A 14,281-nucleotide genomic window follows, 5' to 3' on the forward strand; every position below is an offset into this window, starting at 1 on the left:
ACAAAAGCCTCCTTGTATATTATATACCATAAGAGGCTCTTACTAAAAATTATATTTTTTTCAATTTACAGACTTATTTCAATACTCTCGATATGCCTTATTCATTACCATGCAGAGTTGATTAATACTTCTTCTCCATATCCCCCGTTCATTTTTTGAGGGTTAGTAGAGTTGTATGATCTTTGTACTCTTATTCCACGTATTCCTAATTCTCTTGCTGCTAATATATCATCATCAGAATCTCCATAGTGGATAGAAACATTATGTTTATTAATGTAGAATGATTTATCATATTTAAATCCACCAGTAGGTGTATCTCCAGTATAGTTTACATATACTTCATATGGTAAGTTAAAGAATCTTTGTAAAGTTTTAGAAAGTTTTGTTGAAGTATAGTTTTCATCTTTACTATGTTTAGTTCTTCCTGTTATGAAGAAAATTTTATCTCCTCTTTTTAAGTGCATGTTGATTAATGCTTGAGCAGATTCTTTAGGAATTGAATGCTCATCTCCCATTTCAGCAACATAATCCCAGAATTTTTGATTATATAAATAGCTGAATTTTCCTTTAGGATGATCAGGTATACCGAAATAGTCTATACCATATCTGAAATATCCACTTGAAGCAAGTAAAGTATCATCTATATCAAAACTAACATTAATTGGTCCAGTTCCTTCTAAACTTTTTTCTATTTGTTCTACTGAAACAAAATGAACAGGTTTTTGTACTTTATCTGTAGAATAAAAACCTTCATGAGTATAAGGTACTTTTGGCCCTGCAGCGAAAAGACTAGTTGCAGATAAAATTGTCATTAATAATAATGTTTTTTTCATAAGTAATCTCCTTCTATTATTTAATATGGTATATTATACTCCTAAAAAAAAGATAATTCAACATAATAATTTTTGCAATATTTGACAAATAAAAATATATATTATAGAATAAAATATGTTTAGAATGGAGGAATAAATGATATTAAGTGCAGTTATACAAGCGATTATTATAGCTTTAATACTTATACTGGTTATTTTAGTTGTATCCTTGATAATAAAAGCTAAAATAAAAAAAGAAAAAGATGAAAGTAGTTTAAAATTAAAGAATATAAAGAAGGTTATAGTAACAACTCCTGAGTTAGTAGAGGATGTTGTTATTTCAGGAATAACTAATAAGACATCTTTTTTTGATTTTAAAAATGCAATAAAGAAAATATTAGAAGTAAATACAGTAGAGGAAGTAATTTTAGATATAGATAAAATGGAGCTAAATTCTATACAAATAGATGAATTAAAAAATGTTTTTAGAGAATTAAATAAAAAGAAGAAGGTTATAGCACTAGCTTCAGGATTGGATAATAATAAATATAGAATAGCAATGCTTGCAGATAAAATATATATGTATAATTCACTTAATTCTTCTATGGTATTAAAAGGATATTCAAATTCATACATATATTTTAAGAATCTATTTGATAAATTAGGATTAAAAGTTAAAGTATTACATATAGGAGACTATAAATCTGCAGGGGAAAACTTTCATAAAGAAGAAATGTCAGAAGAGCAAAGAAGCTCTATTACTAGAATACTAGACAAGGTTTTAAATAACTTTATACTGGAGATAAAAGAAAGAAGAAATATAGATATTAAGGATAAACTTTTAAATGGAGATTTTGTACTAGTTAATCATAAAGTAGCTCAAGAAAATGGTTTAATAGATGGAATTTCAAATTTTGATAAATTAGAAATAGATTATTCAAAAGATACAGATGATCTACTATCTTTTGCTAAAAAAGTTAAGTTAAAAAACAAGAGCAAAAATATAATAGGGGTAATTTGTGCTGAAGGTAATATTTCATCTTCAGGAAAAGCAGAAGGAACTATTAAATATGATGATATGTTAGAAAAAATAGAAGAATTACAAGAAATAGATAACTTAAAAGGAGTTATACTAAGAATAAATTCGCCAGGTGGAAGTGCACTAGAGTCAGAAAGAATATATAAGGAATTAAAAAATCTAGGAGTTCCTATTTTTGTTTCTATGTCTTCAGTTGCAGCAAGTGGTGGATACTATATTTCTACTGTTTCTAAAAAGGTATTTTTAAATCCTAGTACTATAACAGGATCTATAGGTGTAGTAAGTATGTATCCTACATTTGATGAAATTGCTAAGAAGTTATTCGTAAATGTAGAAACTGTAAGTTCAGGTAAGGCAACAGAATTATTTGATTTAAAACAACCTTTAAGTGAAGAACTAAGAGAAAAATTAATAAATAGTATGAAAGATGTTTATACTGAATTTAAAAAACATGTAATGACAGCAAGAGTAATGACTGAAAATAGGTTAGAAGAAATAGCTCAAGGTAAAATATGGTTAGGTGAAGAAGCAGTAGAAATAGGACTTGCAGATAAAATAGGTGGATTTGATGATACCGTTGATGCATTAGCTAAATATTTAGATATTAAAGATTATAAATTGTATTTTACTAATAGAAAAATCAGCATGTTAGAAGGAATAAAAGGAATAAGTCCATTAGATATTTCTATGAATATAAATAAAGAAATAGAAATGATCTTAAAAAATACTTACCAACCTATGTACTATATGAATATTAAAATAGATATATAAGGAGAAAAAATGAAAAAAAATATAGAATTTAATTATCATCATGCAAAACACTACAAGGTTCAAAAACAATCTAAAAAAACTTTATGGATTAGTTTATTGTTAACTACAGTATTTGCATTATTAGAATTATTTGGTGGAATATTTTCTGGTTCTCTTGCATTAGTTTCTGATTCATTTCATATGATATCAGATGTTATAGCATTAATATTTAGTATGATAGCTATATATTATGCATCAAAAAAACCAACTGAAAAATACACATATGGTTATTTAAGAGTAGAAATAATAGCTGCATTCTTAAATGGACTTGCCTTAGTTGTTATAGCCATAGGAATAATATATGAGGCAATAAAAAGAGTTATTAATCCTCAGGAAATAAACTTTACTTTAATGATAACTATTGCTATTATAGGTTTAATTATTAATATTATACTTACATTTGTTTTAATGAATAGTTTAAAACATGAAGATAATTTAAATATCAAAAGTGCATTGTGGCACTTTTTAGGAGATTTATTAAATTCAGTAGGAGTAATAATAACTGGTTTTTTAGTAAAATATACAGGAATAGTTCTACTAGATCCAATAATTAGTGCTGTTATAAGTATAGTTATTATGACAGGTGGTATAAAGATAATAAAGAAATCACTAAATATACTTATGGAAGCAGTACCAGAAGAATTAAATGCAGATAATATTAGAAAAAGTATATTAGAAGTTGAAAATATAGAAAATATACACGAGTTTCACTTATGGTCTATATCTGAAGGATTAACTAGTCTTTCTTTTCACGTTATTCTTAAAGAATATAAGGGTGTGGATGATTATAGTATAATAAAAAAAATATCAGACATGTTAAAAGAAAAATATGGAATAGAACATGTTACTATACAAATAGAAAATCCAGAGATAAATATACATGAGGATGAAATATAAAAAGCCAGTAAAAACTGGCTTTTTATTTATTTTCTATTATTTCACTCATATCATGATACATAGGTATTTCTATATCAACCCTCTTATTAGTACTAGGATGAATAAATGATAACTTATATGCATGTAGCATTTGCCTTTTTGCTATCTTATGATATATGGAATTAGGGTTGTATAAACTGTCCCCTATTATTGGATAGCCAAGGTATTTAAGATGCACTCTAATTTGATGAGTTCTTCCAGTGAATAATTCACATTCCACTAGAGATACATCCAAATGTTTGTAAACATTTATTAATTTAAACTTAGTTTTTGCATCCTGACCTCTATCATCTACTATCATTGCAAGCTCATCCCCATCCTTATATATCCTTGCTTCCACAGTAATATCATCATGTTTAAATATACCTTCAATCAAAGCTATATATTTTTTAGTTACATTAGACTTTCCAGATTGTATGAATGATTGTGCAAAACTATTTTTTGCTATCATTATTAATCCTGAAGTATTCATGTCTAAACGAGAAATAAATCTTGGGACTATATTTTTATCATATTTTTCTTTGAAATAATAGACTATTCCATTTGCAAGAGTTTTATCTACCTTTTTTAATGTAGGATGAGTTAATAAATATGGTTCTTTATTTACTATTAATAAATCATCATCTTCATATACTATATCAAGGTTCATTTTAATAGGCAAAAGGTCAGTTCCTTTTTCTTTTTCCTTAACCATCAATGTACCTATTTTTGGTAATTTAGTTGTAGTTCTAATTTGCTTATTATCTAAAAATACCTCAATATTCCGTAAGCTTCTTCCAGAATAGTTATGAAACTCACGGAGATATTGAGATACTTTTAATCTAAATGCTTTTTCATCTAGAATATATTTTTTCATTATAATAATTTAGGTATCATGCAAATTGCATAAATTGGACCGGCATGAGCCCCAACAGTTGCTCCTATATGTGTAGTTTTGTCAGCAATAGTAACCTTATTATTACCTTTTGTGCTTTCAAGTATTTGATTAATATTATCTAATTGTTTTGAACTACCACCAAATCCCGTATAAATATATATACTATGTTTTCTAGAAATTTCTTGTATATTTTTTTCTAAATAATTAAGAGCAGAATTTTCTCCAAATACTTTTTTCTCTACAGCTAATGTTCCTTGAGAGAAAGTAAGTACAGGTTTTAAGTTTAAGAAGTCACCAATAGATCTTGCCATCTTAGTGATTCTTCCACCTCTTTCAAGATATTTTAAATCTTCTACAACTATATATGCTTTAACTTTAGACTTAAATTTCTCAGCCCATGTAGAAATTTCAGAAACACTGTGTTTAAGAACAGCTTTTTCTGCAGCCTGTTTAACTAAAACCCCTAAAGGGAAAGATACTAGTTGTGTATCAATTTGTATAATATCGTTTTCTCTATTTAAATTAGATCTAACCATCTTAACAGTTCTGAAAGTACCACTTAAGGCATTACTAATGTTAAGAGCTATGATCTTCTTATATCCTCTATTAAATAAGCTAGTATATAGGTTCATTAATTCTTTAGGTGAAGGTTGTGCACTCTTGAAGTAAGCTTCTTCATTTATTAATTTATTCCAGAACTCATCTTTAGTTAAGTTTACCCCATCTTTATAATGTTCTCCACCAGCTTCTAGTCTTATAGGAGTTATAAATATTGGAAGACCTTTAATATCTTCTTCACTTAAATCACATGCAGAATCTGTAACTATAGCGATTTCTGACATGTTTTCTGGTTTGTTTTCTACATAAATATAGTATTGGTAATTTTCTTGTTCACCTAAGATAAACTTAGTTTTAGACATGTTTAATAAAGATTTAACATCTTCAAATTTATCCTTACCTTCAACTACAGTAATATTAGTAGTATTTTCACTAATATACATAGATTTAATCTCGTTTACTAAATCTAATAAGTTCTTATTAGCATGTTTTATCTTAGTATTAACTAATGCAATATAGTCATCTTTATATATAGCTAATCCATCAACATTAGTATCTCTTACAGCCTTAGTAATTTCTATAGAATAGTTAAATTCTTGATTAAACTTAGTATTAGTAATAGTATCAAAGTAGCTATTTAAGTAGAAATAACCTTCCATCATAGTCTTAGTTGGAACAACTAAAACACTCTTTTCAGTTTTTTCTGCAGCAATATTTGCAGTAGATATTACGTTTTTGTTATTAGGTAATATTACTATTTGTTTATTGCTATTAATTTTAGCTATAGCATTTAATACATCTTGTACACTTGGATTTTGGCTTTGACCACCAAGTAGAACAACATCAGCTCCTAAAGCTAAGAATTCTTCTTTAAGGTTTAAACTATCTGCTAAGATAACATATGAGTACTTAGAAAAATTTGGTTTAGGATTAACAAATATTTTAGTTTGTTCTTTTTCACTGCTAATTAATCCTTCGTTTTGTAACTTCATGTTTTCTATTTTAATTTTTTCAAGATCACCATGTTGTACAGCAAGTTCTAAAGCTTGTCCAGGGTTATTAGTATGTACGTGTATCTTGAATTTCTTTGATGTCTGAGCAAATACTGCAGAATCACCTAATTTTAGTATTTCTTCTTTAAATTTGTCTATATCAAAATCAGCATTTCTGATTATGAATTCAGTACAATATCTGAATTTAATTTCTGCTGGATCATGAGTAATATCTCTTAAAGTGCTATCAAATGTTTTTTCAGTAACTTCAAGAGAAACTATTTCATCTATTTCTGTAAGTGCTTTGCTTATACCTATGAAGAAATAGTATAGTCCCATAGCTCCAGAGTCTACAACTCCAGCTTCTTTTAATTTTGGTAAAAGATCAGGTGTCTTATTAACAGCTTCTTCTGCTGTAGTAGTTAAAACTTCTAACATTTTATCTAGAGTTTCAACACCATCTTTAATTTCAATTGCTTTTTCACTAACTTCTCTAATAACAGTAAGTATAGTTCCTTCAACGGGTGTGTCAACTGCCTTGTATGCAACTTCTTTTGCACTTTGTAATGCTTCAGCAAGATCTGCACTTTCTAATCTTTTTTTATCACCAATTCCTCTTAAGAAACCAGTAATTATTTGAGAAAGAATAGTACCTGAGTTTCCTCTTGCACCCATAAGTACAGATTCTTCTACAACATCTATAACCTCAGTCATAGAGCTTTTCTTAGTAGTACTTCCTTCAATATCGTTTTTCATTGTTTCTAAAGTCATAGACATATTTGAACCAGTATCTCCATCTGGAACAGGATAAACATTTAATTCATTAAGATAATCTTCATGTTTTTTTACCCATTTTGCTCCACCTATAAGAATACGTCTCAACCTTTTAGCATCAATGTACTTTATACCCATTCATATCCTCCTAGTTGTTGGCACCATAAATTTTCATTAATTCTTCCAACTCTTTTTTCTCTTCTAACTCTTCTATTTTTTTAACAGAAAGTAAGATAGAGTTTTTATTATTATTTTTATCAAATACCACTGCTTTAATACTGTCTCCAACATTATAGTGTTCTTTAATATCCTTAATTTGTTCACTAGATAATTCTTTTTTAGGAATTAATCCTTTAAAATCATCAGTTAATTTAACAAGTACACCATTTTCTAATATGTCAGTAATTACTAATTCATATTCTGTATTTTTCTCAAATTTTGAAGAAGCTACATCATATGGAGATTTACCTAATCTCTTAATACTTCCTACTAGATTTTTTTCATCTTCTTTTATTTCTATTAATTTAATATCTATTCTTTCTCCAACTTTTAAATCTAATTTATCAAATTTATTCCATGAATATTCTGATTTAGGAACAAATATTTCTAAGTTTTCTTCAGTTTTTGCAAAGAATCCAAAGTCTTTAACTCTAGTTACAGTAACTTTAATTACATCATTTAAAACACAGAAAGCATCTAAATTAGCCCATATTTTTTCAAATACAGTTTTAGCACTTAAAACTATTTTTTCTTTTTCATCATCTATTCCTACTACTTCACAGAATATTATATCACCTTTGCTATATTCCTTTTCTACATTACCTATTTTTTTGTAATATAGGTCTGATACATGTATTAAATCTTCTCTTTCTCCTAAGTCAACTACAACACCAAAAGAGAATACCTCTTTTACTGGTGCATCAAAGTTTTGACCAATTTGATATTTTTTTCTAGTTTCTAACCAAGGATTTTCAGCTAGTTGTTTAATACTTATTTTTATCTTTTTAGCTTCTTTATCAAGTTCAATAATCTTAGCTTCAATTTTATCACCAACATTAAAGTCTTTTAAAGTTTTTTCTTTATTCCATGCTATTTCACTACTATGTAATAGACCTGATAGCTTACCTAAGTCAACTATCATACCATAGTCTAATTTATTAGAAATTGTTCCAGAAATTTTATCTCCTAAATTTAAATCGTTTAAAAACTTAGCTTCTTCTTCTTTAACTATTTCTATTCTTGAAAGAACTATATCTTTTCTATTTTTTTCTATTACGTCAAACTCTAATTTTTCACCATTAGGAGTGTAACTTTGGTTTAATCCAGAATTTTTAAATGGTAAGAATGCTGAGATTAATCCACAGTCTACTCTATAACCACCTTTTACTTTTTCTTTAATTATTCCAGAAAGTTTGTCTCCTTTTTTAATATTAGAGAAAGCTTCCCTTTTTTCTAAAATGTTTTTTGAAACTATTAAGAATTCATCATTTTCTTTTACAACTAGAACCTTAATTTTATCTCCTATCTCAAGTCCTTCTATTTCAGAAACTCTAATACGTCCTTCTAATTTATTATTGATATTTAAATATCCAAACTCATCATCTTTTCTGATTATTGTTCCTTCTATTTTATCACCAAGATTTTGTTCTCCAGTAGGAAGATATTCTTCTAACATTTCCATAAAATTGTTGTTCATTAGTTCTCTCCTTAATCAAATTGTTCTATTTCTATTAGCCTTTGTAGTGAGTTAAGTAAATCTAATTCTTCTTCTTCATTGCCATTGTCAGCAATAATTTCAAATTCTCTACCTTGCTCTAAACCAATTAGTAGAATAGCCATAATATTTTTGGCATCATAATTTTCTTTTTCATATCTAAAAAATACATTACCAGAAAACTTATTAGTAATGGCACATATTTTTGTAGATGGCCTTGCATGTATGCCTTGTTCATTTAATACCTTAACTTTAATTTTGTTCATAAATATCACCTAAAATATTAGTCTATACCATAAAATATTATACAACAATAATTTGTAAATAGCAATATTTTGAGATAAATAATTGTAAAAGTAAATAGTGTGTGGTATATTTTTAGTAAGGAGGAAGGTCTATGAAATCGTATACTGTTTGCTATTTAATAAAAGATGATAAATTTCTTATGCTTTATAGGAATAAAAAAGAAGTGGATATTAATAAAGGAAAATGGATAGGTGTAGGTGGTAAGATAGAAGAAGGAGAGAGCCCACATGTATCCATAACTAGAGAAGTTAAGGAAGAAACTGGATATACTATGGAAAAATGTATACTAAGGGGTATGTTAATATTTGTATATAACGGGAATACAGAATACATTTATGTTTTTACTTCAGAAGATTTTTACGGAGAAATGATAGAATGTGATGAAGGAGAACTTAAGTATATACCAAAAGATGAAATATTAAATTTAAATATTTGGGAAGGAGATAAGTATTTCCTTGAAGAATTAATAAAAGGTAATAAGGAATTCTTTGTATATAGAATGGAATATGAAAATGATAAATTAATAAAGGTTGATAAGGAGCAATAATGTTAGTATTAAATAAATTGGTAGAAGTTTACTTTAATGGTGAATTTGATAAGTTATCTGTAGGATATATTAGAAAAATAGACGATGAATATATTATGTTAGAAGAAGTAGATCCAAGAGGATTTATAGATGGTTATTCCTTCATACTTAAAGATAATATAAATATTATTAAAAGTGATACAGAATATTTAAAAGGTATAGAAATATTAATGAATGTTAATTCAAAAGAAAATATATTAAATAGCTATGTATTTGATCATAAAGAAATAAAGTTAGAAGGCGAGAATATTTTTGATGATATTTTAAAAAAATTAACAGGTAACAAACTTCCAGTGACCCTATTACTTCCTGAATCTGAAAAAGTCTTTGGATATATTAGTGAAATTTCAGATGATTTTGTTGAAGTAGAATATTTTGAAGAAAAAATAAGTGTTAATAAAAAAGATATAATTAATATCTATGTTAATGGTGTATCCCAAAGAAGTGATATATTATTAGATTATGAAAAGAGAAAATTAAAAAAATGAGAATTTGGCATGAAGAATTAATAAGTAAATTACCAAGACAACAATTATTAGGACAACATAGGGAATGTTGTGCGCTTAGGGGTAAAGGATGGAATAAAAAACATAGTGTAGTAGATTATGTTTTTAAATATAGTCCGATTAAATTATTTCATTATCATTTATTGATAATGAAAGAAATGGAAAGAAGAGGGTACATACCTTCAAAAGAATGGTATGATCCTTTATATAGAGGAAAAAAAGAAAAAAGATATGAATATATTAAAGAAGAAAAAGTTACAATACCAATATATTCAGAACACAACGACATTTACTATTCACAGTGTTTAGAAAATTTAGAAAAGAAAGGGATAATTCTATAGATGTAGAGAATGAGTTAAAATATCATTATGTAAATAAAAATATATGTAAACAAAGTATTAAAATTTGAAGCATAACTTTGATTTTCTAATTCTAATAGAAATATCATAATAAATAGAATAAGAGTGATAAACCCAATTAATCATTAGGAATGATATATTGAAAGTGTTGAAAAATATTGAATGAGAAGTTTCTAGTTGCATAGTTATAAAAAAAACATAAGTGACAAATCTATAATGACGGAACATAATTTTACAAAAATAGATAATAGAAAATAAATTCGATTTACACAATTACAAAAAAACTGTGCATTTAAAATTTCCCATTACAAAAATTTAAAAAAGTCTTGACAAAGAATTGTATTTAGTGTACAATTACTATTGTCTTGATGGGCTGTAGCCAAGCGGTAAGGCAGTGGACTTTGACTCCACGATGCGTTGGTTCGAATCCAGCCAGCCCAACCATTTATGCGTTTAACGCATTTTTTTTTACAATTTTTTAGGAGAGAGTATGGAAAGTAGATATTTTTCTTTATTGGAATTAAAGGATAAAATGTATGAAAATTTAGAAGTTAATATAAGTAAAATAGTAATATTAATGTGTGCAATTCTTATAGCATCTATAGGATTAAATATGAATTCAACACCAGTAATTATTGGAGCAATGTTAATTTCTCCATTAATGAATTCTATTTTAGGTATGGGAATAGGTCTTTCTATATATGATATGAATCTAGTTAAAAGATCTCTTAAATTAATGATGGTTCAAGTTGGGGTAAGTTTACTTACATCATTTGTATATTTTTTAATTTCACCTATATCTTATGCAAGTACTGAAATTATTGCTAGAACAACACCAACTATATGGGATGTAATTATAGCTTTTGTTGGTGGTGTTGCTGGAATAATAAGTGCAAGGCAGAAAGAAACAAGTAATATAGTTCCAGGTGTTGCTATAGCAACAGCACTTATGCCTCCAGTATGTACTGCAGGATATGGACTAGCTAAAGGTAATTTTAGGTATTTTTTTGGAGCCTCTTACCTTTTTTTAATCAATACTTGTTTTATAATGATAGCAACATTTATAGGTATAAGACTTATGTATAAAATATATGGTAAAATAGATGTTAATAAAAAAATAAAAAATACTCTAATTGCTATTTCATTTTTAATAATTATCCCATCTTTATTTAGTGCAGGTAAATTAGTAACACAAACAGTAAGAAAAGATGCAGTTGAAAAAATGATAAGTAGAGAATTCTCAGATCACGTAATAATTAAGAAAAGATATTTATTTGAGGATAATATGGTAGAACTTACTATAGCTGGAGAAATATTAAGTAACAGTAAAATTTAAGAGATACTAGAAAAGAGAAAAGATTATGGTATAAGTAATGTAGAATTTGAAATATTACAAATTCCTAATATAAAGAACATGAATCCTGAATTTTTAGAAAAATATATAGATAAATATATAGAAGAAAAATTAAAAGATAGAAATGCACAATAGTGCATTTTTTTTATTGACTTTTAATAAAACCGAGATAAAATATATTAGGAAGTAAATTTAATGGAGGCGAATAATCATGAAAAAAATGTTAAGATTCTTATTCTTTTTCTTCATGCCATTTATGGTTTTTGCAAATGATATGGAGATACGTAATAAGATAGAGTACTTAATTATGCCAGATTTTAGATACTGGAATGTAGATGAAAATGGTAAGAAAAAAGATTTTGATGTAATGAATGATGAAGTTAGAGATGTAATTAAAACACATAATTTTAATGGTGTTATTCTATTTGCACAAAATGTTAAACAAACAGAACAAACTTTAAGATTGGTAGATGAAATACAAAAAGCATCTAAAACGCCTATGTTCATATCTATAGATCAAGAAGGTGGAATAGTTACAAGACTTGGTACTGGAACTAATTTCCCAGGAAATATGGCTATAGGTGCTACTAGAAATGAAAAATATTCTTATGAAGTAGGAAAAGCTATAGGTAGAGAGTTACATGCTTTAGGTATAAATACTAATTTAGCGCCTACTATAGATGTTAATAACAATGCGAAAAATCCAGTAATAGGACTTAGATCATTTTCTTCAGATCCAAACATAGTTGCAAGTCTTTCAAGATCTATGATTAATGGAATAAAACAAGAAAATGTTATAGCTGTAGCAAAACACTTCCCAGGACATGGAGATACAGCAATAGATACACATTTAGGACTTGCAAGTGTAGATAAGAGTATGGAAGAACTTGAAGCTATAGAATTATTACCTTTCAAGAAGGCTATAGAAGCAGATATAGATATGATAATGACTGCACATGTACAACTTCCACAAATAGAAAAAGACTATTTTGTAGCTAAAAATGGAGATAAAATAATTTACCCTTCAACTATATCTGATGATGTAATTACAGGTATATTAAGAGAAAAATTAGGTTATGATGGTGTAGTAATAACTGATGCATTAGGTATGAAGGCAATATCTGATAATTTAGGGCCAGTTGAAGCAATGAAGTTATCTATTAATGCAGGTGTAGATATATTACTTATGCCTATAAGCCTACATAGCATGAAAGATGTTAAAGAATTAGACAAGGCTATAGATAAATTAGTAGAAGCAGTTAAAAATGGAGAAATATCTATGCAAAAAATAGATAAATCTATATCAAGAATTAATGCATTAAAAGAAAAAAGACATGTTGTAAAAGATGAAACTAATATAGATGTCAGAATAGAAAATGCATTAAAAGTAATAGGTTCAAAACAAAATAGAGATTTAGAAAGAGAAGTATCTAAAAATGCAATAACTGTTGTTAAAGATACTCCATTAAAAGAAATGAAAAGAGTGTTAATTCTAGGTACAGATACTAGTCAAAGAAAAGTTACAGAATTTGCAATCACAAGATTATTTGATGAAGGTAAATTACAAGATTTGTCATATAAATTTATGATATATGGTAAAGATACTAAAGAAATAGATATAATATCTCAATCTACAGATGTAGATACTATAATAGTATATGGAGCTATGAATAATGAAAATGCTTTAAATCCAGAAAGTTATAGAACTAAGGTGCCAAATATGGTTGCAAAACTTGAAGGATTACAAAAAATATACGTAAGTATAAATAAACCTTATGATGTAACTGCACATTTAGATTATGATAAGGTATTAATTGCTTATGGATTCAAAGGAATGGATCCTACAGAAGTTGATGGAGGAATAAAAGCATTTGGACCAAATATACCTGCAGCATTAGAAATAATATTCACACAAGAAGAAGCTAAAGGTAAATTACCAGTAGATCTTCCATTTATAGAAAATGGAAAATTAACTGAAAAAGTACAGTTTAATTTAGTTAAATAAGCTTTTAAATAAATTTTACATACGAGGCATGGACGTGAGTTCAAGCCTTTTTATTCTATAGGAAATTAGAAACTTAATAAACTGTATAGAATTGTATTAAATTATATATCGTAATAATTATTTTAAAGTAGCACAAAAATACCTATTCGAATATAAAGAAGATGTACCAATAGACTGGACACATAAAAGGAGCAAATTCCCAAATAGACTTAAAATTCATTCTAAAAAGAGAAGGACCTTTTTTTATATATAATTGTTTGACAAATGTATTTAAAAATGATAATATTAGTTAATCGAATAATACCTAGGAGGACTTCAACATGAAACATACATTAAAATTAACTTTTCTAGCATTTTTAACTACATTTTTTTCATATGCAAACATAACAGTAGATGGAAAAACAAATGTATATGTAGAAAAGAGTAATAATGGTGTAGATATCATAAATATTTCAACTCCAAGTCCTAAAGGTGTAAGTCATTCAACCTTTAAAGAATTTAATGTAAGTGAAAAAGGTGCTGTAATAAATAATGCAAAAAATATTGCAAGGAGTAGAATTGCAGGACTAATAAATGGTAATAATAATATTAAAGATACAAGAGCAAAACTTGCCCTTCTAGATGTAACAGGATTAGAAGAAAGTAAACTAAAA

At 27.0% G+C, this 14,281-nt stretch carries 13 protein-coding genes and 1 tRNA gene; 9 read left to right on the forward strand and 5 right to left on the reverse strand.

The features are described 5' to 3' along the window. Nucleotides 1-104: 104 nt before the first annotated feature. A complete protein-coding gene (aphA, locus tag AYC60_RS04565; protein ID WP_067321788.1) occupies nucleotides 105-833 on the reverse strand; it encodes an acid phosphatase AphA in 729 nt (242 codons plus the stop codon). A 136-nt stretch (nucleotides 834-969) separates the two neighbouring features. Here aphA and sppA point away from each other — a divergent pair, with 136 nt between their 5' ends. Both sppA and AYC60_RS04575 read left to right on the forward strand, forming a co-directional pair. After that, nucleotides 970-2,622, forward strand: coding sequence for a signal peptide peptidase SppA (gene sppA, locus AYC60_RS04570; protein WP_067321790.1), 1,653 nt, complete (start codon nucleotides 970-972; stop codon nucleotides 2,620-2,622). Between the two features lie 9 nt (nucleotides 2,623-2,631). Then, the gene (locus tag AYC60_RS04575; protein ID WP_067321792.1) at nucleotides 2,632-3,558 is read left to right on the forward strand and encodes a cation diffusion facilitator family transporter; all 927 of its coding nucleotides are present in this window, start codon (nucleotides 2,632-2,634) and stop codon (nucleotides 3,556-3,558) included. A 22-nt stretch (nucleotides 3,559-3,580) separates the two neighbouring features. Here the strand turns inward: AYC60_RS04575 and AYC60_RS04580 are convergent, their stop codons facing one another. From AYC60_RS04580 to AYC60_RS04595, 4 genes are read right to left on the reverse strand one after another with little or no spacing between them, the layout of a single operon-like run. Next, nucleotides 3,581-4,453, reverse strand: a complete 873-nt coding sequence (locus AYC60_RS04580) for an RluA family pseudouridine synthase (protein ID WP_067321795.1) — start codon at nucleotides 4,451-4,453, stop codon at nucleotides 3,581-3,583. After that, the gene (locus AYC60_RS04585) at nucleotides 4,453-6,936 is read right to left on the reverse strand and encodes a DegV family EDD domain-containing protein (RefSeq protein ID WP_067321796.1); all 2,484 of its coding nucleotides are present in this window, start codon (nucleotides 6,934-6,936) and stop codon (nucleotides 4,453-4,455) included. The genes AYC60_RS04580 and AYC60_RS04585 overlap by 1 nt, the downstream gene beginning before the upstream one ends. Nucleotides 6,937-6,946: 10 nt before the next feature. Further along, nucleotides 6,947-8,494 carry a S1 RNA-binding domain-containing protein gene (locus AYC60_RS04590; RefSeq protein ID WP_067321798.1) on the reverse strand — a complete coding sequence of 516 codons (1,548 nt, stop codon included), beginning with the start codon at nucleotides 8,492-8,494 and terminating at the stop codon, nucleotides 6,947-6,949. Nucleotides 8,495-8,505: 11 nt separating this feature from the next. Beyond that, a complete protein-coding gene (locus tag AYC60_RS04595; protein ID WP_067321799.1) occupies nucleotides 8,506-8,778 on the reverse strand; it encodes an HPr family phosphocarrier protein in 273 nt (90 codons plus the stop codon). Nucleotides 8,779-8,909: 131 nt separating this feature from the next. On the opposite strand from AYC60_RS04595, the gene AYC60_RS04600 reads away from it, so the two are divergent. The 7 genes from AYC60_RS04600 to AYC60_RS04630 form a co-directional block, all read left to right on the forward strand. Next, the gene (locus AYC60_RS04600; RefSeq protein ID WP_067321802.1) at nucleotides 8,910-9,365 is read left to right on the forward strand and encodes an NUDIX hydrolase; all 456 of its coding nucleotides are present in this window, start codon (nucleotides 8,910-8,912) and stop codon (nucleotides 9,363-9,365) included. Next, on the forward strand, nucleotides 9,365-9,892 hold the full coding sequence (locus AYC60_RS04605) for a hypothetical protein (RefSeq protein ID WP_067321805.1): 528 nt from the start codon (nucleotides 9,365-9,367) through the stop codon (nucleotides 9,890-9,892). The genes AYC60_RS04600 and AYC60_RS04605 overlap by 1 nt, the downstream gene beginning before the upstream one ends. Continuing rightward, nucleotides 9,889-10,251, forward strand: coding sequence for a TIGR02328 family protein (locus AYC60_RS04610; RefSeq protein ID WP_067321807.1), 363 nt, complete (start codon nucleotides 9,889-9,891; stop codon nucleotides 10,249-10,251). Before AYC60_RS04605 ends, AYC60_RS04610 begins: the two co-directional genes overlap by 4 nt. A gap of 387 nt (nucleotides 10,252-10,638) precedes the next feature. Further along, nucleotides 10,639-10,713: transfer RNA gene (locus AYC60_RS04615), tRNA-Gln, on the forward strand. Nucleotides 10,714-10,759: 46 nt separating this feature from the next. Next, on the forward strand, nucleotides 10,760-11,605 hold the full coding sequence (locus AYC60_RS04620; protein WP_197416962.1) for a TIGR00341 family protein: 846 nt from the start codon (nucleotides 10,760-10,762) through the stop codon (nucleotides 11,603-11,605). A gap of 229 nt (nucleotides 11,606-11,834) precedes the next feature. Then, a complete protein-coding gene (locus AYC60_RS04625; RefSeq protein ID WP_067321811.1) occupies nucleotides 11,835-13,628 on the forward strand; it encodes a glycoside hydrolase family 3 protein in 1,794 nt (597 codons plus the stop codon). Nucleotides 13,629-13,948: 320 nt separating this feature from the next. Then, on the forward strand, nucleotides 13,949-14,281 hold a 333-nt coding region (locus AYC60_RS04630; RefSeq protein ID WP_156447670.1), incomplete at its 3' end, for a two-partner secretion domain-containing protein.

This window comes from Streptobacillus felis (genome assembly GCF_001559775.1).
GTDB lineage: Bacteria > Fusobacteriota > Fusobacteriia > Fusobacteriales > Leptotrichiaceae > Streptobacillus > Streptobacillus felis.